The organism is Brevibacterium marinum, assembly GCF_011927955.1.
Taxonomy (GTDB): domain Bacteria; phylum Actinomycetota; class Actinomycetes; order Actinomycetales; family Brevibacteriaceae; genus Brevibacterium; species Brevibacterium marinum.
Genome location: NZ_JAATJN010000001.1, coordinates 3,902,726 through 3,923,665 on the forward strand (window position 1 = coordinate 3,902,726; position 20,940 = coordinate 3,923,665).

Genomic DNA, 20,940 nt, shown 5'->3' on the forward strand with positions numbered 1-20,940 from the left:
CTCGCATGACGAACAGCACCACCGGCCCCAGGGTCGGCTTCTTCACCCGCCTGCTCGAGGACGCACCGGCCGACCAGCGCTACCGGTTCGCGCTCGAGCAGATCCAGGCGGCCGAGACCCACGGCTTCGACTCCGCCTGGGTCGCCCAGCACCACTTCTCCGCGTCCGAGGGCGGGCTGCCCTCCCCGCTCGTTTTCCTGTCCCATGCGGCCGCGCAGACGACCCGGATCCGCCTGGGCACCGCGATCATCACCCTGCCCATGGAAAACGGCGTGCGCGTGGCCGAAGACATCGCGGTCACCGATGTACTCTCCGACGGACGCCTGGAGATCGGACTCGGGTCGGGCGGAAACCCGAAGTCCTTCCCTGCGTTCGGCACCAGCTTCGATGAGCGCCGCGAGGTGTTTTCGGACAACCTCGGCGCTTTGAAGACCCTGCTGGCCGGTGAGGCGCTGGACACGGGGCATTCTCTCTACCCGGAACCGTCCGGACTCGTCGATCGCCTCTGGCAGGCCACCTTCTCCTCCGGCGGCGCGGGAGCCGCGGGTGCCGCCGGAGACGGTCTCATGCTCTCGCGCACCCAGCCCCGCCGCCAGGACGCCCCCGGAACTCCCCTCGACGACGTGCAGCTGCCGGTCATCGACACCTACCTGTCGAACCTGCCGACCGGCGTCGAACCGCGTATCCTCGCATCGCGCACCGCCGTCGTCGCCGACGCCGAGGACCTGCCGGCGCTGCGTGCACTGACGGAGCCGGCACTGCGGACCGAGGCCGACCGCCTCGTCGGCTACGACACCTCGGGACTGAGCCTTGACGAGCTGCTCGTCGCCACCGACACCTTCCTCGGCACCCCCGAACAGGTCATCGAACGCCTCTCAGGCGATCGTGTGCTCTCGCAGGCCACCGACGTCAGCTTCCAGGTACACTCGGTGCCGGCGACGAACGAGACGACGCTGCGCTCCATCGAACTCCTCGCCACCGAGGTGGCACCGGCCCTGGGGCTGACACTGACGACGGAACAGGCGGCCTGACATGACCGACATCATCAACACGCTCGCGGGAATCGCCGCACAGGACCCACTCGACGGACTGCGCGATCACCGCGCGCAGGCCAAGGAGAACGCGCAGCTCAGCTTCGAAGCCCTCCTCGAACCCGCAGACGTCGGCGATTTCTCCCACCGGGACCGCTACGCCGTCGCCGCCTTCACCGCCGGCCTGTTGGGTTCGGCCGCGTCCGAGGAGTTCTACCGCGACCTCCTCCGCGACGAGGACGAGGTCGCCTCCTGGGCGATCGCCGAACTCCTCGACGAAGCTCTCCTCGAACTCAACTCCGGCTCGGACGTCCGCGGGCCCTACGGATCCTTCGAATCCCCCGTGCTGGCAGCGGAGAACGTTCCAGGGCCGTGGTTGGGCGTAGAGACGAAGTCCAACGAAGTCCTGGGCCCGCAGCTGGCCGCCGGGCTCGAATTCGCCCACCTCTTGGTCCTGCACCCACGCGATTCGCGGCCCGAACATCTCGCGCTGCTGCTGGACGCCGGGTGGGAAGAGGACTCGATCGTCACGCTCGCGCAGCTCGTGTCGTTCCTCAACTTCCAGATCCGCATCAGCACGGGCTTGACCGCACTGTCGCACGCACCGGCTGCCGCGGTGCCTCCGGTCGCGGACGAGGCACAGGAATCGGACGACGGTGACGGTGCGGCCACCTCGGCGAAGGAATCCGCCCCCTCCTGCAAGGGCAGTGAGGCCCTGGCCCGGGTGGGCGAGCGCGTCAGCCCCTACCCCGATCTCAAACGGCCCGAACACTTCCAGCAGTCCGGCCTGGGATGGGTGCCGTGGATCGCCCCCATCGCCGAGGCGGACCTGTCCGATGTCCAGCGCGATGCCCTCATCGACGCCGGGCGGGCGAGGAACCCCTACTTCCGCCTGCTGGCCAGGGATCCGGCGGCGCTGCGGGCACGGACGCTGACCGATCTCGACATCTTCTTCAACACCACCGACGGCGTGGGGCGAGCCGAACGCGAGCTCGCGGCCACCGTGGCCTCACGACTCAACGGGTGCCTGTTCTGCGCCTCGATCCACTCGGACCGGGCGACCGAGGAGTCGGGCCGCCGGGACCTCGTGCAGACGCTGCTTGACGAAGGGATCGGCGTTCCCTCGAGCCTCGGCGATCCTGCGTGGGATGCTGTCGTCGACGCCTCGGCGGCACTCACGCGCACGCCTCAGGCGTTCGGACCTGAGCATGTGAGTGCGCTGCGCGAAGCCGGTCTCGAGGACGGGGACATCATCGACGTGCTGAACTGTGCTGCCTTCTTCAACTGGGCCAACCGCCTCATGCTCTCCCTGGGCGAACCGGAGGTGCTGGCGCCGGGGAAGTGACGCGGCCGGCGACCAACGGCCAGCGAAAAACGGGTGTCGTGTCGAGTTGCGGGATTGCACATATGTTTCTCGACACGACTCCCGTTTTTCGCGTTCCGGCTCGGCTCAGTGGCTGCGACTTGCCCTCACCACGACGTCGTCGATGGTGGTTGCGCGGCCTCCAGATCCGACCATCGTCCGCTGCGACTCCTCGGCGGTGACGACGGTCCAGACGCATGGATCGAGACGGTTCGCGATCGAGTCGGCCGTGGCTGAGGCCTCTGCCGGTGGGTGAGAGTGGCCGTGCCCGCTTTCGCCGGTGCTGCTGCGGCCGTTGGAATTGCTGTGGCGGTGCTCATAGCCTTTTCTGCTGTTCCCACCGTGGCCGTGGTGGAGGTGGCCGACGATGAGCAGGGTTCCGCCCGGTGCCACCCAGTCCGCGATGCGGTCGTAGAACTCCAGCTGGCCCATTGCGGGGTGGGCGTAATGGGTGGTGACCAGGTCATACTGCGTTGCCGGTTCCCAGACGGAGAGGTCGGCCCGGACCCATTCGATGCGGCCGGCCAGCCCGGCAGCGGCGGCTCGGTCCTCGGCGTAGTCCAGCGCCGTGCGGGCGACGTCGGCGCCGGTGACGTCCCAGTCGTTCTCAGCCAACCAGATCGCTTCCGCCCCGGCACCGCAGCCGGCGTCGAGGGCAGTTCCGGGTGCGAGCCCCGAGATCTCACGGACCAGATGGGGATTCGGGTCACCCGAACTCATCGCTGGAGCTCGATCGCCGTCCCAGGTCTGGTCCCAGTAGTTCTTGTCGAATGAGTGGGGCATCAGCTCGCCTTCCCGGTCCGGTCGTCGTTCAGTTCTGATACTGCACGATCGAGGTCCTTGAAGATGAGATCGGTGTTGATGTGCTGGGCGGCGAGCGCTCCGGCGGCCGCCGAACCGCTGACCTGGGCTCCGATGTCGGTGGCATTGCCGGCGACCCAGACTCCGGGCACCGAGGTCTGGCCGAAGGAATCGGATTCGATGAAGGAGCCGGCGGGATGCGAGGTGGGTTCGAGACCGATGCCGCTGAAGAGTTCGGCACACGCAACCATCGGTGTGGCCACGACCGCAGCATCAACGGCAACGACCCGACCGTCGTCCAGGCGCACACCCGTGAGTTCGTCGTCGGTGCTGTCGAGGCTCGCAATGCCGCCGGTGACCACAGGGATGTCGAGTGCCTGAAGTTTGGCCTGGTCCTCGTCGCTGAGCTCTTGGTCTCCTGCGAAGAGCATCACCTGGGAACTCCACTGTCGGAACAGGAACGCCTTGTGGACCGCCATCGGGCTGGTGGCCAGAACGCCGATGCGACTGTCCCGAACTTCCCACCCATGACAGTACGGGCAATGGAGCACGCCATGTCCCCACTGCTCGCGGACCCCCGGGATCTCCGGCAGCTCATCGACCAATCCGGTCGCAATGAGCAGACGCCGCCCCTGAACCGCGATCCCGCTGCGCAGAGTGATCGCGAACCCATCGGCCTCACCGCTGACCTCGGTGACCCGGTCATCGACGATCTCCCCACCGTAACCCAGCACTTCAGCCCGCCCTCGCGCCAGCAGATCCGCAGGACTGATGCCTTCGTGCCCCAGCATTCCGTGCACTCCGTCGGCGGGCGCATTGCGCGGCTCACCCGCATCGATGACTGCGACGCTCCGGCGTGCGCGGGCCAATGTCAGTGCCGCGCTGAGTCCGGCCGCACCTCCTCCCACGATCACGACGTCGCGAATCGCGCTCTTGTTCTCTGCCATGCCGATATTTCCTGCCATGCCCGAGTCCTCTCAAAGAATCAGGGACCGCCACTGCGGCGTTCCGATACTTCGATGGTGACAACCACGATGCGCATTTGCAAAACGTTTTGCTGAATGGCAAAATGAGCGTTATGGACGAGCTCATGGACCGCACCCTCGATGCTGTCGGACCACGGCTGAAACAGCTGCGACAGCGCCGCGACATCACGCTCACCGACCTCTCCGAAGAGACCGGCATCTCGATCAGCACACTCTCCCGGCTCGAGGCCGGCCACCGACGCCCGAGTCTCGAGCAGCTGCTTCCGCTCGCCCGGGCCTTCGGGACCACGCTCGACGAGCTCGTCGACGCTCCTCCGACCGGGGACCCTCGCGTCAATCTGCGTCCGATCCCCACACGCGACGGTCGGACCGTCCTGCCCCTGACCCGTCGGGCCGGGGGCATCCAAGCCTACAAATTCGTCCTTCCCGCCGGGGATGACGATGCAGAACCCGAGCTGCGCACCCATGAAGGCTACGACTGGGCCTTTGTCCTCAACGGCAGACTCCGCCTCGTCCTCGGCGAGCACGACCTCATCCTCGAACCCGGCGAAGCCGCCGAGTTCGACACCCGCACCCCGCACTGGTTCGGCGCCACCAGCTCAGGTCCCGTCGAGTTCCTCAGCCTCGTCGGCAAGCAGGGCGAACGAGCCCACATCCGAGCGGCACCGAAGCGCCGCCTCGGCGCGGAGTAGAAGCGTTCCTGCTCAGCCGACGTCCATGAGGGTGGACCGGATGATGAAGCGGTTGCCCGTCGGTGACTCGACGCTGAAGCCGCCTCCCCGGCCGGGGACCACGTCGATCGTCAGGTGCGTGTGCTTCCAGTACTCGAACTGCTCGACCGACATCCAGAAGTCGAGCCCAGAGGTCTGTCCGTCGACGCCGTCCTCGGGCAACGGCAGTTCGAAGTGGCCGAGAAGGACGTCCGCGTCGGAGGTGAGGAAGTCGCCTTCGGGGAAGCACATGGGCGACGAACCGTCACAGCAGCCTCCGGATTGATGGAACATCAGTTGCCCATGCTTGGCGACCAGATCTCCCAGGAGGTCGATGGCGGCTTGTGTCATGGCCACCCGTGATCTCTCCTCCCCTTCGATGGTCGGGGTTGATTCGAGGGCTGCTGTTTGCGTTTTCTCGCTCATCAGAAAAATCCTTGCGCGGTCTCCGAGTAACTGACCAACAGGTTCTTCGTCTGCTGGTAGTGGTCGAGCATCATCTTGTGATTCTCACGTCCGATGCCCGATGATTTGTATCCGCCGAACGCGGCGTGAGCCGGATAGGCATGGAAATTGTTGACCCAGACGCGGCCTGCCTGAATGTCACGACCGGCCCTGTAGGCGATGTTGCCGGTGCGGGCCCACACGCCTGCGCCCAATCCGTAGAGGGTGTCGTTGGCGGTGGCGATGGCATCGTCGTAGTCGCTGAACGACGTCAGCGCGACGACGGGTCCGAAGATCTCCTCCTGGAAGATGCGCATGTTGTTCGAGCCCTTGAAAATGGTCGGCTGCACGTAGTAGCCGCCGGCGAGATCGCCCTCGAGTTCGGCCTTGTCCCCGCCGATGAGCACCTCGGCACCCTCGTCCCTGCCGATCTGCAGGTAGGATATGATCTTCTCGTACTGATCGTTCGACGCCTGCGCACCGATCTGGGTCTCGGTGTCGAGCGGATTGCCCTGCTTGATTGCGCGCACGCGTTCGACACCAGCGGCGACGAAGTCGTCGAAGATCGACTCCTGAACGAGGGCGCGCGATGGGCAGGTGCAGACTTCGCCCTGGTTGAGCGCGAACATCGCGAAGCCTTCGAGAGCCTTGTCGCGGTAGCTGTCGTCAGCGGCGAGGATGTCTTCGAAGAAGATGTTCGGCGACTTTCCACCCAGCTCGAGAGTCACCGGGATGATGTTCTGCGAGGCGTACTGCATGATCAGGCGACCGGTCGTCGTCTCGCCGGTGAACGCGATCTTCGAGATGCGTTTGTTCGAGGCCAGTGGTTTGCCCGTCTCGACGCCGAAGCCGTTGACGATGTTGAGGACTCCGGGCGGCAGCAGATCCCCGATGAGTTCGGCCAGGACGAGGATCGAGGCCGGGGTCTGCTCCGCAGGTTTGAGGACGACGGCGTTGCCCGCGGCCAGGGCCGGTGCCAGCTTCCATGTCGCCATGAGGATCGGGAAGTTCCACGGGATGATCTGGCCGACGACGCCGAGCGGTTCGTGGAAATGGTAGGCGACCGTGTCATCGTCGACCTGCGACAGGCCACCGTCCTGAGCCCGGATCGCCGAGGCGAAGTAGCGAAAGTGATCGACGGCCAGCGGGAGGTCGGCGGCCAGGGGCTCGCGAATGCCCTTGCCGTTGTCCCAGGTCTCTGCGACCGCAAGCATCTCGAGGTTCTCTTCGATGCGATCAGCGATTTTGAGCAGAATGTTCGAGCGCTCGGTCGTTGATGTCCTGCCCCATGCCGGAGCTGCCGCGTGGGCTGCGTCCAAGGCGGTTTCGATGTCCTCGGCGGAGGAGCTGGGGATCTCGGTGAATGCCTGTCCGGTGACAGGGGTGATGTTGTCGAAGTAGCTGCCGTTCTTCGGCGGCACCCACTCCCCTCCGATATAGTTCTCGTAGCGCGACTTGAACGTGACGAGCGAACCTTCGGTACCCGGTGCTGAGTAGACCGCCATGACACTCCTTCGTGTGAGTCCATCCGTTCGTTTCACACGCAGTTTCGCGTGCTGCGCCAAGCCTCGAGCATCGGTCCGAAGCGGATGTGTCCGTGTCCTCTCACCTTAGGCCGGACAGTGCGCGTGGACAATAGCTCGGACGATCTCACGGCGTGCAACGCCTGGTCGAATCCGCACTCGGCGATCCCGAGCCCCAGGTGCTCTCCGGAGTCTAAGGTGGGGAGATGACCCAACGTCTGGAACGTGCCAGAAGGATCGCCGCTGTGATTGCCGGGTTCGATGCCGCCGAGACGAGAGCACTCGTGGAGGCCGCACAGACGGTCGGGGTCGGTATCGGTGGGACGACTGGAGTCGCGAAAATCGACGGGACGTCTGTCTTTGTGAAACTCCTACCCCTGACTCGGCGAGAAATGGAGGACCCATTCTCCGCAGTCGATCACTCCGGGCTCCCATTTGTCTCCCACTACGGAATCGGCAGCCCCTCGCACGGAGTGGGGCGAGAGCTGGCTGCGCACCAGATGACCTCTGAATGGGTTCGGACCGGCACGGCAGATTTTTTCCCGCTTCTCCTCGGATGGCGAATCCTCGATCACCGCTGCGAGATCGACCTCAGCGAGTTCGACGGCGACGGTCCGCAACGCCAATGGGGGCCCTATTGGCCCCAGGTCCGGGCGAGACTCGACGAGATGAAGTCAGCGTCTGCCAGCATGGTGCTCGTTCTGGAGTATGTGCCCGAGACTCTTGAGTCGCAGCTTCGCAGAGAAGTGGCTGCCGAAGCTGGAGGGACAACCTTCGCAGATGCGGTTGACCAGATCATCGAGGCCACTGCGTGGATGGAGGATCAAGGATTCCATCATTTCGACGTCCACCCGGGAAACATCCTCGTCGAGGAGGGCAGGCTGCTTTTCACAGACTTCGGGCTGTCCCTTCACCGCGGGTTCGATCTCACCGAAGACGAAGAGGCATCCCTACCTGCGCATTCGGGCTTCGACCGGAATACCGGTCTCATGCACCTCTTCCATTGGACGCTCTTCGAGCTCGGCTACACTTCCGGGTCGGAGCGGCTGTCCCTGTTGCGCGCGGCCGCTGCTGACCCGAACGCATCGGAGTTGGAACCGGTTCGAGCCGCACTCGGCGAGGGCACCGACCTTATTTCCCACCATGCGAATATCGCTGTCGACATGACAGACATGTTCTACGTGCTCATGAAGGACGTGTCCGGTGCCGGCTACGGTTGCGGCCGGCGGCATGGTGAGACTGAAGCCACGGTGCCGACTAGCCTGCCGCTCAGGAGATGACCGTGGAAATCCGTTCATACAGCTCGGCTGATTGCGAGCCGCTTCTGGCCCTCTTCGCTCGAGCCGGAAAGGACTCACCGACGGGATCGCTGTGGGAAGATCCAGATTCCGAAGCGGAGATCTACCTGCACCCGTATATTCGCCACGACCCACCACGTACCGTTGGACCATGGACGTGTTGACGAACGTCGAAGTGGTCCCGGCGACGCCAGGCCTGTGGACGCGCTTGGGTCGGGTGTTCGGACCGCGTGAGAAGAATCCGGACTCCTGCTGGTGTCAACGCTTTCGGCGACATGATGCCCTCAACAATCGCACCGCCCTCCGCAGAGAATTCGAGGAGTCAGAAGCTCCCGTGGGATTGCTGGCTCTCGTTGACGGCGAAGTAGCGGGTTGGACACGGGTGGTTCCCAGAGCAACATTGCCTGGGATCCTCAATAACCGTGCATTGGCTCGACTCTTCGATGACCAAGCAGACGCCTGGTGGGTGTCGTGCTTCGTCGTCAGACGTGAGTACCGCGGCGCGGGCCTCGGGGTGACGCTGCTGCGCGGAGCTGTCGATTGGGCGTTTGAGAGTGGCGCAGCTGCGCTCGACGGCCATCCCGTCGATGTTGCGGCTCTGCGCAGGGCACCAGCACCCTCCGCCGTCTTCACAGGCACGCTGGCAATGTTCCGACAAGCCGGCTTCACCGAGATAGCTCGCACCTGCCCAAGTCGGCCCGTCATGCGCCGCGAGCGGAACGGACCGCCTCGGTGCTCCATCTGACCAGCCGCAGCCCTGCTTCGTCCTAGGCTCCTGGCCTCACGACCTCGTACACGAGCATGTCCCTGGTCTCACCGTTGGCGATACGATGTCCGACACCGAATTTCTGACTGCTGTAACCAGCTCTCCGGGCTGTTCGCTGCGACGCGATGTTCCAGGGCTCGATGTGCAGAACGATTCGCAGAAGTCCTGGCACCGTCCATCCGAAGTCTGTCAGCGCTCGAAGCGCGTTCACGGCGTATCCGAGTCTCCGGTGTCTGGGATTGATCGCATAACCGGCCGTCCCCAGACCGTCGTCGAGACTTTTCAGCCACAGACCGCAATGCCCAACTGCCTCGTCGCTGACGGCCGAGGCGATGGCGAATGAGAATCCTGCGCCTTCGGAATGCCGGCCCTGCTGCCGTGTGACCCACGCCAGCCCATCTTCACTCGAGGCGTCGAATGGCAATGACCCCGTCTGGGGAACATAGGGATCGGTCGAGAGCTCGCGTGCCATGGCAACATCCTTGGGCGCGACCTCCCGCAGCACGACGGGACCGTGCCTCGGCGGCGTGCTCGGCCACGGTGGCAGAATCATGTCAGTGCTTTGACCACGATCGGACAGGGAGTCGATTCGCCCCACAGATCGGTCACCAGCAGACGGTCCACGTCGTCGGGAACCTGCTTGCCACGGACTGCTCTCCATTGAGTATCTGCCATGAGACCCACACTAGCCTCAATGCACATCCCGCTGTATCCGAATCGACATCGGGCACCGACCCGGATCGAAGCCGGTCAATACGCTACCGACGTGCCTTCTCGAGCATCTCGGCCATCTTTCGATCACGCTCGGTCTCCTGGGGCATAGCCTCGAGCAGGGCACGGCACCGGGCCTGGATGGGTTCGGCCATGAGTCGATCGGGCTGGCAGTAGAGCCGGTCGTTGTGGATGGCTTCGAGCACCATGGTGCCGACCTCGTCGGGGTCTTGACCGAATGGTTCGAAGAGCGCCTCGAATCGTTCCAACTTCTCTCTGTACTCCGGATCCATCGATTCGGCCTCAGCCTCGGCCGGATCGAGCCGACGGGTCGTCTCGGCGATCCGGGTGGCGACGAAGCCAGGGCTCACAAGGGTCAAACCGATCCCGTACAGCTTCAGCAGATTGCCGATCGTCTCGGATAGGCCGGTCACCGCGTACTTCGACGCGCAGTACATGAACTGGGCGCCGCCGGTCACAGCCAGTCCAGAGCCAGACGAGGTGTTGACGACGTGCGCCGGCCCACCCCGCTCGACCATGCGCGGCACGAAGGTCTGCACGCCGTTCACGACACCACCCAGATTCACGCCCAGTGTGTGGTCCCAGTGCTCATAGCTCATCGTCTCGAGATTCATGCCGCCCATCCCGCTGCCGACTCCGGCGTTGTTGCACAGGACGGCAACCGGGCCGAGCTCCCTCTCCGTGCGATCGGCGGCGGCTGCCATCGCCTCGCGGTCACGGACGTCGAGGGGGATCGTGATCACCTCGGTGATGGCGTCCAGCTCGCGTTTCGCTTGGCCGAGGGCGTCTTCATCGAGGTCGGCCAGCGCCAGTTTCGCACCTTCGGCGGCGAAGGCGCGTGCCATGCCGAGCCCTATGCCACTGGCTGCGCCGGTGATGAATGCTGTGCTGTCAGAAACGGTCTGCATCGGATTTCTCCTTAATTCGAGAGAGAGAGAGAGAGCCGTCGCTCTTCATTCATTACGGTACAGTTGTGTACCGGATTCGTAAAGGGGTATGAGACGATATCGATATGGCTGGCCGACCCCGTAGCGCTGACGTCGATCGGCGGCTCGAGCGCTCCGCCCTGATGCTCTTCGCGGAGGGCGGCCGAGCTGCAGTGAGCTTCGATCAGGTGGCACGACGAGCCGGCGCCAGCCGCACCGCGATCTACCGACGGTGGGATACTCGTGAGGAGCTGATCGCCTCCGCGCTGCGCGCTTTTCGCGCCGAGTCCGAAGCAGGACTGGAGGATTGGACCGACCGGCCGCTCGACGCGATCCTCGACCTGTTCGTCGACCGCGCCACCGCAGCGCTGGAAGATGAATTCGCCCGTGATCTTCTGCGACAGCTGGTTGCGCTCGGGCCCGATGGCGGCGCGATCACACAGACCTACCTTGTGGAGATGTTCGCTCCCCGACGCGAAGCCTTCTCCGCCAAGATCCGCGAGGCCCAAGACGGCGGCCAGATCGATCCCACCCTCGATCCCGAGCTCATGCAGGACCTGCTCGCCGGCGCACTGATCCACCGGCTGCTGCTCTGGGGCGACCTGGCAACAGATACCGACCCGAGATCCCATGTCAACGCGGTGCTCAGCGCCATTGGGTTTCCCCGACCACCCAGCCAACACGGCCAGCCGCGAAATTCGACGTAATTCGATCTGCCAGCGGTATCCGTCAGTGCCGACCATAGGCGGTCACCGGCACTTGATATCCTCAGTCCATGAACGACATCGACAGCCCGGTTCTCCGTCTGATCCCGTATCTCGCGGCGTTCACGGTCACGATCTTCGTCACGCTGGCAGTGATAGGAAGCAACGAGAGCAATCTGCCCATCACGTTGGTCACGGCCGCCATCGCCTATTTCGGCACCTACTTCCTCACCAGGTTCGTCATCGGCCTCGTCGTCCGCGGCAGCCGCGACGAACGGGGCAAGGACCTGGAATAGCGCCTACTTCCTGTCCTGCGCGGGCACGACGACCTGACGGATGATGATCATTCCCGAGGCCGCCACCGGCACCGCGACCACGGCACCGAGCACTCCGCCCAGCGTGCCCCCGGCGATGGCGGCGATGATGACGAGGGCACCGGGCACGTCCACGGCCGCCTTCATGATGCGGGGGCTGAGCAGGTAGGCCTCCACCTGCATGTAGACGAGGTAGTAGATCGCGGCCGCAATGCCCAGACCGGGCGAGACCATGAAGCACGAGGCGGTGATGATGATCGAACCGGTGATCGGTCCCACGAGTGGGATGAGTGAGGCGAGGAAAGCGATGAAGGCGAGCAGCGCCGGCAGCGGGGCACCGATGATGGTGAGGAAGATCGCCGAGCACACGCCGTTGACGATGCCCAAGGACACCTGTCCGAGAACGTAGCGTCCGATGGATCGCGTGACCTCCTCGGTGACGGATTCGACGGTCGGTCGCGAACTCGCCGCGACGAGGGAGTACATGGCCCGCTTGATCGTCGGCATCGTCACGGCGAAGTAGATCGTGAGGATGACGACGATGATGACGCCGGTGATGAATGCCAGGATTCCGGCACCGATCGACACGACTCCCCCGCCCACCGACACCACGTTCTTCGGGTCGGCGACCCAATCGCCGAGGTTGTTGAAGATCTTGTCGACATCGACGGCACCGGTGAATCGCTGTTCGAGGTCCGCGACCCAACCGGTGGCCGCGAGATTCGCGACGATATCCGGGAGGTCGCCGATGAACTGTTGGATCTGGCTGATGATGGCGGGGGCGATGAGCAGCACGGCACCGGCGACGACGAGGATGAAGGCGAGAATCACGAGGACGACCGACAGGGACCGGGGCAGCCTGCGGTCGACCAACCACATCACGATCGGTTCGAGACCGAGGGCCAGGAACAGCGCCAGACCGATGTAGATGAACACGGTCGCCACGGACTGCAATGCCGTGATCAGCGCAAATGCGAGCCCCACGCCCAGCGTTCCGGTGAAGCCGACCCGGAACGCACTGTTGAGAGTGAGGGTCTTCCCCTGCCCTTTGCCCATGGTCCCCAGTGTAACCAGCGACCATGCACTTGCTCGCTCCAAGGCGTTAGGATCGAGGACGAGACCTGGCACCATCCTGAATCCGTGAAGAAAGTGGTACGTCGACGATGAGCTCCGATCCGAACAGCATCGATGTCTGGGAGGCCTTCCTCGACCCACAGGGCACCTTTTCGCTGCCCGACTTCTCTGCGGTCACCCCGGCCTCGCTGGTCGCTGGGGTTCGGGCGGCCACTGACTTCGCGCGGTCCGAGGTCGAGGACATCATCGCCGATGAGAACGATCCGACGTTCGTGACGACCACTGTCCGATTCGAATCCGCGACCATCCCCATGGACCGCATGTCGGCGTTGGTCAGCGCCGTCGAGGCCAATCACTTCCGTCCCGAGCTCACGGAAGCCGTCGCCGAGGTGCGGGACCGGCTGTCCGCGGCACAGACCCGGACTTTCCTCGACGTCGATCTCTTCCACCGCATCGAGCAGGTCCCCTCCACCGACCTCAACCCCGAGGACAAGCGCCAACAGGAGCTCACGATCGAGGAGTTCGTGCGAGCGGGAGCCCGCCTCGGCGAGGAGGAACGCGATCAGATGAGCACGATCGCGGCCGAGCTCACAACCTTGGAGACCTCCTTCTCGCGGGCACTGCAGAAGGACACCCGGGATCTCGCGGTCCAGCTGACCGAACCGGATCAGCTGGCCGGCCTGAGCGAGGACCAGATCGCAGCCGCAGCCGGCCGAGCCGCCGAACGCGGCACCCACGGCTACCTGCTGCCGCTGAACAACTTCACCCAGCAGCTCGTCCTCGAATCCCTCGAATCGACCGAGACCCGTCGCCAGGTGCTGGACAATTCGACCTCGCGGGGGACACGGGGAGGCGAGGGTGACACCCGAACGCAGGTCGCAGACACCACCGCACTAAGGGCTCTGCAGGCGAAGCTGCTCGGATTCCCCTCGTACTCCTCCTTTGCGATCGACAATCAGACGGCGGGCGGACCGGATGCGGCCGCGGACATCGTCTCCTCCCTCATCGCCCCGGCCAACGCCCAGCTCGCCGACGAACTCGCACGTGTCAAGGAACGCTACGGCCTCGACGATGTCGCACCCGAGGACGTCAAACACCACCTCGCGAAGTACCGGCAGGACGAATTCGGCATCGACGCCGATGAGGTGGCCAAGTACTTCGAATTCGACACCGTCCTGTACGAGGGCGTCTTCCGTGCGGCGACGGGGCTCTACGGCATCACCTTCGCACCGCGCGAAGACGTCATCGGCTGGCACGAGGATGTTCGCGCATTCGAGGTCACCGACACGAACGAACGCACTCTGGGTCTCGTCCTCCTCGACCCGTACTCGCGGGACACGAAGCGCGGCGGTGCCTGGGTGGGTCAGCTGGTCACGAGCTCACGGCTGACCGGTCACCTTCCGGTGCTCACGCTCTCGCTCAACCTGGCGAAGCCCGGACCGGGCAGACCCTCACTGCTGGGGCCCACCGAACTCACCACCCTCTTCCACGAGTTCGGGCACGTCCTCCACGGCCTGTTCGCCAATTCGACCTACCCCTCGACCGCCGGGACCTCCGTCCCGCGCGACTACGTGGAGTTCCCGTCCCAGCTCAATGAGATGTGGCGCTTCCATCCGCAGGTCCTCCCCCACTACGCCAAGCACATCGACACGGGCGAGCCGATGCCCGCCGAGCTGGTCACCGCGCTGATCGAGAGTGAGAAGTTCGGCCAAGGGTTCAACACGACCGAGTACCTGGCCGCGGCCATGCTCGATCTGTCCTGGCATTCGCTCGAGGCCGGTGAACACATCACCGACGTCCTGTCCTTCGAATCCGAGGTGCTCGATGCCGCCGGATTCACGTCCCTCGTGCCTCCGCGCTACCGCACGACCTACTTCGGCCACATCTTCGCCTCCGGCTATGCCGCCGGCTACTACTCCTACCTCTACTCCGAGGTCATCGCGGCCTGGGTCAGCGAATGGTTCGAGGCTCAGGGCGGGCTCAGTCGGGAGGCCGGTGACGCGTTCCGCGAGGCGATACTGGCCCCCGGCTACTCCATCGATCCGATGAGCGCGATCGAACGGTTCTTCGGCACGCGTCCCGATGTCGCACCGCTGCTGCGCAGGCGCGGACTGGCGGAGCCGGTGGAAGAATCGGAGGACTCGGCAGAGGAAGAGCCCACCGCTCCCGCCGATGAACTGCCCGAGGCCGAACCGAAGGAGCACCGCAACCACGCGGCGGTCGCCGAGGTCCTCGAGGCGCACGGGATCGAACCACAGATCAAGCTCTTCACCGACGCCACGCCCACGGCCGCCTCGGCGGCTGCGAAGATCGGTGTCGAGGTCGGCGCGATCGCCAACAGCCTCATCTTCTCCTCCGGCGGCGACCCTGTGCTCATCATGACCTCCGGACTGCACCGGGTGGACACGGGGCACGTGGCCGGGCTCATCGGCGCGGACTCCCTTGACCGGGCCGACAAGGAGCTGGTGCGCACCGCGACGGGACAGGTCATCGGCGGGGTCGCTCCCTGCGGTCACCCGAAGCCGGTTCCCACCTATGTCGACGTGGCGCTGAAGGACTATCCTGTTCTCTGGGCTGCCGCCGGCACACCGAACTCGATGATGCCGTTGACCTACGAGCAGCTGCTGGCGATCACCGGAGGGAAGGAAATCACCGTTGTCGAAGAAGGTGTCGAAGGCTGAGAACTCGGACGGGCCGAGTTCGCAGGGTTCGGGTTCGCTGAGCCCTGCGGGCAGGTTGGCGGCCTTCGCGTCCTCGCGCGGACGCTACTACGCGGTCCTCCTCGCCGTGTTCTCCGCGGTGCTCATCATCTCCAACATCTCCGCGACCAAGGTCATCGGCTTCGGTCCGATCGTCACCGACGGCGGCGCGTTCCTGTTCCCCATCGCCTACATCCTCGGCGATGTGATCAGCGAGGTCTACGGCTTCAAGGCCGCCCGCAAGGCCGTCATCACCGGCTTCGGACTCCAGATCCTGGCCACTCTCGTGTTCTGGCTCGTGCTCATCTCACCACCGGGACCCGGCTATGAGAACCAGGACGCCTTCGCTGCGGTCCTCGGCTTCTATCCGCGCATCGTCGCGGCTTCGCTGGTCGGGTACTTCTTCGGACAGCTGCTGAATTCCTATGTGCTCGTGGCCGTGAAGAAGCGCATGGGCGAGCAGAAGCTGTGGGTGAGGCTGCTGACCTCGACGGGCGTCGGCGAATTCGTCGACACCCTGTTGTTCTGCATCATCGCCTTCGCCGGTGTCATCCCCGGACTCGACTTCATCAGCTACATCGTCTTCGGCTTCGTCTACAAGGTCGCCGTCGAAGTCGTCCTCATGCCCGTCACCTACCGGGTGATCAAGCTCGTGAAGAGGCACGAGCCCAGCTACGAGCTGCCCGGGGCACAGTAGGTCCGAGGCTCAGCCGCGCGCCTTGGCGTAATAGCGGCCCAGCACCTCGGTCTCGAGTTCGGCGAAGCGGCCCTCGTCCATGGCCTTCCGGATCTCGGCGACGAGGTTGACGATGAAGTACTCGTTGTGGATCGTGCACAAGGTGGAGAAGAGCATCTCCTTCGCCTTGTACAGGTGACGCAGATACGCCCGCGAATAGTTCTCACACGTGTGGCAGGAACAGTCCGGATCGAGCGGCCCGAAGTCCCGCCGGTATTTGGCGCCGGTGAGGTTGTAGCGGCCGTCGCGCGTGTAGATCGCGGCATTGCGGGCCACCCGTGAGGGCGAGACGCAGTCGAATGTGTCGGCGCCGGTCCTGATCGACTCGAACAGGTCGTCCGGCTCGGAGATGCCCAGCAGGTGCCGGGGCTTGTCCTCCGGCAGCTCCTCGCACACCCAGCGGATGATCGTGCCGAGGTTCTCCTTCTCCAGGGCTCCCCCGATGCCGAAGCCGTCGAAGTCCATCGCCCCCAGATCGTGGGCGGCCTTGCGTCGCAGGTCCTCGTACTGTGCCCCCTGGAGCACTCCGAACAGCGCCTGATAGGGGCGGTGCGTGCGCGCGGCCGTCTGTCGCCGGTGTTCGGCGATGCACCTGATCGCCCACTGGCGGGTGCGTTCCAAGGACGTCTCCTGGTAGCCGCGGGTATTGATGAGGGTCGTGAGCTCGTCGAAGGCGAACATGATGTCGGCGCCCAGTTCGTGCTGGACTCGCATGGAGATCTCGGGGGTGAACCGGTGCATACTCCCGTCGAGGTGAGACTTGAAGGTCACGCCGTCGTCGTCGACGTTCGAGAGCCTCTCCTTGCCCACGGCGACGAGCTCGTCGCTGCGCTGGCCCGTCGACTCCATCGAGATGACCTTCTTGAACCCCGAGCCCAGACTCATCACCTGGAATCCGCCCGAGTCCGTGAACGTCGGGCCGGGCCAGTTCATGAACTTCCCCAGCCCGCCTGCTTCGTCGACGAGCTCGGACCCGGGCTGCAGGTAGAGGTGGTAGGCGTTGGCGAGCACCGCCGGGCCGCCGAGTTCGGCCACCTCATCGGGGCGGACGCCTTTGACCGTGGCCTTCGTGCCGACGGGGATGAATGCCGGGGTCGCGATGTCGCCGTGCGGGGTGTGGATGACGCCGGTGCGCCCGCCCGACTCGAGTCGGGTGCCGACCTCGAACCCGAACCGGGAGCGGTCGTTGATGGGCGGTGCATCGGTGGGAGCCGAGGCTGTCTCAGATTCTGCGGAGGATTCGATTCGAGTCACCCGACAAGTTTAACTGGGAGCATGAGTCGGACCTTCACCCAGATGATCGAGGCCGCCGAACGCACCGGCGAGCCCATCATCATCGACGGCGGCCTGGGCACCGCTCTCGAGTCCCGCGACATCGATCTCGGCCATGAGCTGTGGTCGGCCGCCCTGCTCCGTGAGTCCCCGGACACCCTCGCCGAGGTGCACGCAGAGTTCATCCGCGCCGGTGCCCGGATCGTCACGACCGCCAGTTACCAAGCGACCCCGCTCGGCTTCGAGGCAGCATCGATCCCCGCCGAGGAGGGGCGACGTCTCATCGCAGCCGGCGTTGAGATCGCCGCCGAAGCAGCCGCGAGCAGAAGTCTCGTCGCCGGGTCCGCCGGTCCCTACGGCGCGGCGCTCGGCAACGGGGCCGAGTACACCGGCGATTACCGCCTCGACGATGCAGAGCTGAGGACTTTCCACCGTTCGCGCATCGAGGCCCTGGTCAGAGCCGGTGCCGACCTGCTGGCGATCGAGACTCAGCCCAGCCTGCCGGAGATCCGCGTGCTGGTCGGCCTGGCCGAGGAATACGACATCGCGGCTTGGCTGAGCGTGACGCTCTCCGATGGTCGGCACTTGGCCGACGGCTCGAACCTGGCGGATGTCGCGGAGGTGGCGTCCGCCTCGGCGATGGTCCGGGCGGTCGGGGTCAACTGTGTGCGCCCCTCGCTCGTGTCCGAAGCGCTGGCAACCTTGGCGGATGTCACGGACCTGCCGCTCATCGCGTACCCGAACTCGGGCGAGGCCTATGACGCGGACTCGATGGAGTGGCGGGACGGGCCGCACTTCGAACCCGGAGTGGACACGATCGCCGGGTGGAGGGACGCAGGTGCCCGCCTCCTCGGCGGCTGCTGCCGGACGGCGCCCGAAGACATCGCCCGGCTTGCCGCCTCGGCGAAGGAGATCAGCCGAGCATCTTCCCCGGATTGAGGATCCCCAGCGGGTCGAGGGCCTCCTTAATCCGCTGGTGCATCAGCGCCGCACCCGCGTCGAGCTCATGCCCGAGCCATTCACGTTTGAGGAACCCGACACCGTGTTCGCCGGTGATCGTGCCGCCGAGGTCCAGACCCAGCTGGATGATCGCGGCGAACGCCTCCTGCGCCTGCCTCGCCTGGTCCTCGTCACCGGCGTCGAAGACCACGGACGGGTGCATGTTCCCGTCACCGGCATGCCCCGCGGTGGCGACCTCGACGTCGAAGCGAGCATCGATGTCCGCCAGCTTCTCGAAGAACTCGCCCAGCGCCGACCGCGGCACGCACACATCGTCGACGAGCTCGCCGCCTCCGCGCTCATCGGCGTACTTCTCCATCGCCGGTGCCACCGCGCGGCGGGCCGCGACGAGCATCTCACTGTCGGCCGGATCGTCGGAGACGAAGACCTCCGTGCCGCCGTGGGATTCGGCGATCCGCCGGAAAGTCTCGAGCTCGTCCATCGCTCCCGCACCCTGCGCATTCGACTGCACGAGCAGCAGGGCGCCGAGGTCGTCGGGCAGACCGAAGTGACCGTAGGCGTTGACCATTCCCACGGTGGGCCCGTCCATGAGCTCGAGCAGCGAGGGAGCGGCACCGGAGCTCATGTATTCGGTGACTGTGCGGCCGGCTGACTCGGTGTCGGGGAAGATCCCGACGGCGGTGATCGGCGGGGGCAGTGCCGGCTTCAGGGCCAGAGTCACCTCGACGATGGTGCCCAGCGTCCCCTCGGAGCCGACGAGGAGGGCTGCCAGGTCGAGGCCCGCGACGCCCTTCGCCGTCGCCCGGCCCAGCTTCGTCACGGTGCCGTCGGCGAGGACGACGGTCATGGCCCGCACATAGTCCTTGGTCACGCCGTACTTCACACAGCACATGCCGCCGGCGTTCGTGGCGACATTGCCGCCGATCGTCGAGATCGCGACCGAGCCGGGATCGGGCGGGTAGGACAGACCGTGATCGGCCAGCGCCGTTTTGAGGTCCTGATTGATGACTCCGGGCTGGACCCGGCACGTCCGGTTGACCTCATCGACCTCGACGATCTCGTTCATCGTCGTGACATTGAGCAGCAGGCTGCCATCGATCGCGTTCGCGGCGCCCGAGAGTCCGGTCCGCGCTCCCTGGGTGACGACGGGGATGTGGTGTTCGGTGGCGAAGCGCATGACGGCCACGACATCGTCGACCGTTCGCGCCCTGACCAGACCCATTGCCTGACCGGCGGAGCAGAACAGCGCCTTGTCGAAGGCGTAGCTGTCGACGACGTCGAGGTCCGTGACGAGGGCTCCGGGGCTGAGCTGACCTTCAAGCGCCTGGATCGGGGCCGCAGTTGTCACGCTCATGCGATCCGTGACTGCTCGAACGACCTGGCCACCTCGCGCACCCGGTCGAGGGCTTCGTCGGCTCCGATGCTGACCCGCACTCCCCCGCTCAGGCGTCGGATGGCAACGGCCTGCCTCGCGCATGCCTCCTCGAAGGCTATCGCAGCATCGTCGTCGAGGTTGACCCACACATAGTTGCCCTGGGAATCGGCGACGGTGAGACCCGCATCGCGCAGGTCCTGTTCGAACTGGTCGCGGGTGGCCGCGACCTCCTTCGCCCGCACCAGCACCTCGTCATTGCGCGAGAGCGATTCCACGGCAGCGACCTGGGCCGCCGAGGTGACGCTGAAGGGTGCGATGACCTGACGCAGCGCGGTCGCGATCGTCGGATCGGCGACGCCGAAGCCCACCCGCAGACCGGCCAGACCATGTGCCTTGGAGAAGGTCCGGGCCAACACCAGGTTCGGGAATTTCCGGTACGCCGCCATCCCGTCGACCACCTCGGCGGCGGTGGCGAACTCGAAGTACGCCTCGTCGAGGACGACGATGACCTCGGCCGGGACCTCGGCCATGAAGCCCTCGAGCTCGGAGGCGCTGATCGACGGGCCCGTCGGGTTGTTCGGCGAGCAGAGCATGATGAGTCGGGTCGTGTCATCGATGGCCGCGACCAGTCCCGGAAAGTCGTGGCGGCCGTCGTCGAGCAGCGGCACCGGGCGCTTCTCGGCACCGCGTGCCGAGGCGAGGATCGGGTACATCTCGAACGAGGGCCAGGGGTAGACCACCGAGGTCCCCGCCTCGAGGGTGATGTTCGTCAGCGCCGAAAGGATCTCCGAGGCGCCGGCACCGGGTACGACCTCGGACTGATCGACGTCGAGGTGGGCCGCGAGATCGGCCACGAGCTTCGTCGCCTTCGGGTCGGGATAGTTCGCCGGCGCCTGCCCCGCGTCGGCGATCGCCTCGACGACGCTCGGCAGGGGCGGCAGGTGATTCTCGTTCGACGACAGCTTGTACGGTTTCAGCCCCGGGGCCGTGGTCGGGGGTTTGCCCGGCACATAGGGCGGGAACTCGGCCAGGGCATCACGGAGACGGAAGCGATTCGACATATGCCCATATTTGCACACCCTGTGTCATCCGACACAAGATGTCCGCGGGTTAAACGTCCGAATGGTCGGAAAAGGCCGCTCCGGACGGACGATCGTTCTCTGTGAGAATGCTCGCACCCTCGCTGCCCGGCACTCCCCGGGTTACTGGTTCGCCTGAGGCTAAGA

General features: G+C 65.3%; 21 protein-coding genes. 10 read left to right on the forward strand and 11 right to left on the reverse strand.

Going from position 1 to position 20,940, the window contains the following annotated elements:
• The first annotated feature begins 5 nt into the window (after positions 1-5).
• Both BKA07_RS17560 and BKA07_RS17565 read left to right on the forward strand, forming a co-directional pair.
• Positions 6-1,031 carry a putative FMN-dependent luciferase-like monooxygenase gene (locus tag BKA07_RS17560; RefSeq protein WP_167952281.1) on the forward strand — a complete coding sequence of 342 codons (1,026 nt, stop codon included), beginning with the start codon at positions 6-8 and terminating at the stop codon, positions 1,029-1,031.
• A 1-nt stretch (position 1,032) separates the two neighbouring features.
• On the forward strand, positions 1,033-2,376 hold the full coding sequence (locus BKA07_RS17565) for an alkylhydroperoxidase domain protein (RefSeq protein ID WP_167952282.1): 1,344 nt from the start codon (positions 1,033-1,035) through the stop codon (positions 2,374-2,376).
• Positions 2,377-2,481: 105 nt separating this feature from the next.
• On the opposite strand, the gene BKA07_RS17570 is transcribed toward BKA07_RS17565, so the two are convergent.
• Together BKA07_RS17570 and BKA07_RS17575 are read right to left on the reverse strand one after the other, a co-directional pair.
• Positions 2,482-3,177, reverse strand: coding sequence for a class I SAM-dependent methyltransferase (locus BKA07_RS17570; RefSeq protein ID WP_167952283.1), 696 nt, complete (start codon positions 3,175-3,177; stop codon positions 2,482-2,484).
• Complete coding sequence (locus tag BKA07_RS17575) at positions 3,177-4,160, reverse strand: NAD(P)/FAD-dependent oxidoreductase (protein ID WP_245162002.1); 984 nt, start codon at positions 4,158-4,160, stop codon at positions 3,177-3,179. The genes BKA07_RS17570 and BKA07_RS17575 overlap by 1 nt, the downstream gene beginning before the upstream one ends.
• 113 nt (positions 4,161-4,273) lie before the next feature.
• On the opposite strand from BKA07_RS17575, the gene BKA07_RS17580 reads away from it, so the two are divergent.
• Positions 4,274-4,873, forward strand: a complete 600-nt coding sequence (locus tag BKA07_RS17580; RefSeq protein WP_167952284.1) for a helix-turn-helix domain-containing protein — start codon at positions 4,274-4,276, stop codon at positions 4,871-4,873.
• A 12-nt stretch (positions 4,874-4,885) separates the two neighbouring features.
• On the opposite strand, the gene BKA07_RS17585 is transcribed toward BKA07_RS17580, so the two are convergent.
• Together BKA07_RS17585 and exaC are read right to left on the reverse strand one after the other, a co-directional pair.
• Positions 4,886-5,317 (reverse strand): DUF779 domain-containing protein, encoded by a 432-nt coding sequence (locus BKA07_RS17585; RefSeq protein ID WP_167952286.1) that lies wholly within the window; start codon positions 5,315-5,317, stop codon positions 4,886-4,888.
• Positions 5,317-6,840, reverse strand: coding sequence for an acetaldehyde dehydrogenase ExaC (gene exaC / locus BKA07_RS17590; RefSeq protein ID WP_167952288.1), 1,524 nt, complete (start codon positions 6,838-6,840; stop codon positions 5,317-5,319). The genes BKA07_RS17585 and exaC overlap by 1 nt, the downstream gene beginning before the upstream one ends.
• Before the next feature lie 224 nt (positions 6,841-7,064).
• Between exaC and BKA07_RS17595 the strand changes: the two genes are divergently transcribed.
• Both BKA07_RS17595 and BKA07_RS17600 read left to right on the forward strand, forming a co-directional pair.
• Positions 7,065-8,138 (forward strand): protein kinase domain-containing protein, encoded by a 1,074-nt coding sequence (locus tag BKA07_RS17595; RefSeq protein WP_167952290.1) that lies wholly within the window; start codon positions 7,065-7,067, stop codon positions 8,136-8,138.
• A 169-nt stretch (positions 8,139-8,307) separates the two neighbouring features.
• Entirely contained in the window at positions 8,308-8,901 is a 594-nt protein-coding gene (locus tag BKA07_RS17600) for a GNAT family N-acetyltransferase (protein ID WP_245162003.1), read from the forward strand.
• A 22-nt stretch (positions 8,902-8,923) separates the two neighbouring features.
• Here BKA07_RS17600 and BKA07_RS17605 read toward each other — a convergent pair whose 3' ends face one another.
• From BKA07_RS17605 to BKA07_RS17610, 3 genes are all read right to left on the reverse strand, one after another.
• Positions 8,924-9,475 (reverse strand): GNAT family N-acetyltransferase, encoded by a 552-nt coding sequence (locus BKA07_RS17605; RefSeq protein WP_167952292.1) that lies wholly within the window; start codon positions 9,473-9,475, stop codon positions 8,924-8,926.
• Positions 9,472-9,597: a hypothetical protein gene (locus BKA07_RS19610; protein WP_280712882.1), complete on the reverse strand. Its 126-nt coding sequence runs from the start codon at positions 9,595-9,597 to the stop codon at positions 9,472-9,474. The genes BKA07_RS17605 and BKA07_RS19610 overlap by 4 nt, the downstream gene beginning before the upstream one ends.
• An 83-nt stretch (positions 9,598-9,680) precedes the next feature.
• Complete coding sequence (locus BKA07_RS17610; protein ID WP_167952294.1) at positions 9,681-10,562, reverse strand: SDR family oxidoreductase; 882 nt, start codon at positions 10,560-10,562, stop codon at positions 9,681-9,683.
• Positions 10,563-10,666: 104 nt separating this feature from the next.
• Between BKA07_RS17610 and BKA07_RS17615 the strand changes: the two genes are divergently transcribed.
• Positions 10,667-11,287: a TetR/AcrR family transcriptional regulator gene (locus tag BKA07_RS17615; protein WP_167952296.1), complete on the forward strand. Its 621-nt coding sequence runs from the start codon at positions 10,667-10,669 to the stop codon at positions 11,285-11,287.
• Between the two features lie 68 nt (positions 11,288-11,355).
• On the forward strand, positions 11,356-11,580 hold the full coding sequence (locus BKA07_RS17620) for a hypothetical protein (RefSeq protein ID WP_167952298.1): 225 nt from the start codon (positions 11,356-11,358) through the stop codon (positions 11,578-11,580).
• Between the two features lie 3 nt (positions 11,581-11,583).
• Here the strand turns inward: BKA07_RS17620 and BKA07_RS17625 are convergent, their stop codons facing one another.
• Entirely contained in the window at positions 11,584-12,654 is a 1,071-nt protein-coding gene (locus BKA07_RS17625) for an AI-2E family transporter (protein ID WP_167952300.1), read from the reverse strand.
• A gap of 107 nt (positions 12,655-12,761) precedes the next feature.
• Between BKA07_RS17625 and BKA07_RS17630 the strand changes: the two genes are divergently transcribed.
• Together BKA07_RS17630 and BKA07_RS17635 are read left to right on the forward strand one after the other, a co-directional pair.
• A complete protein-coding gene (locus tag BKA07_RS17630; protein WP_167952302.1) occupies positions 12,762-15,353 on the forward strand; it encodes a M3 family metallopeptidase in 2,592 nt (863 codons plus the stop codon).
• On the forward strand, positions 15,328-16,068 hold the full coding sequence (locus BKA07_RS17635) for a queuosine precursor transporter (RefSeq protein ID WP_209044019.1): 741 nt from the start codon (positions 15,328-15,330) through the stop codon (positions 16,066-16,068). Before BKA07_RS17630 ends, BKA07_RS17635 begins: the two co-directional genes overlap by 26 nt.
• Positions 16,069-16,077: 9 nt before the next feature.
• Here BKA07_RS17635 and tgt read toward each other — a convergent pair whose 3' ends face one another.
• Complete coding sequence (gene tgt, locus BKA07_RS17640; protein ID WP_342449116.1) at positions 16,078-17,361, reverse strand: tRNA guanosine(34) transglycosylase Tgt; 1,284 nt, start codon at positions 17,359-17,361, stop codon at positions 16,078-16,080.
• 21 nt (positions 17,362-17,382) lie between these two features.
• On the opposite strand from tgt, the gene mmuM reads away from it, so the two are divergent.
• Positions 17,383-18,318 carry a homocysteine S-methyltransferase gene (gene mmuM, locus BKA07_RS17645; RefSeq protein ID WP_167952304.1) on the forward strand — a complete coding sequence of 312 codons (936 nt, stop codon included), beginning with the start codon at positions 17,383-17,385 and terminating at the stop codon, positions 18,316-18,318.
• On the opposite strand, the gene BKA07_RS17650 is transcribed toward mmuM, so the two are convergent.
• Positions 18,293-19,693, reverse strand: a complete 1,401-nt coding sequence (locus BKA07_RS17650; RefSeq protein WP_167952306.1) for an FAD-binding oxidoreductase — start codon at positions 19,691-19,693, stop codon at positions 18,293-18,295. The two genes, mmuM and BKA07_RS17650, sit on opposite strands and share 26 nt — an antisense overlap.
• The gene (hisC, locus tag BKA07_RS17655) at positions 19,690-20,775 is read right to left on the reverse strand and encodes a histidinol-phosphate transaminase (RefSeq protein ID WP_167952307.1); all 1,086 of its coding nucleotides are present in this window, start codon (positions 20,773-20,775) and stop codon (positions 19,690-19,692) included. Before hisC ends, BKA07_RS17650 begins: the two co-directional genes overlap by 4 nt.
• Between the last annotated feature and the right edge of the window lie 165 nt (positions 20,776-20,940).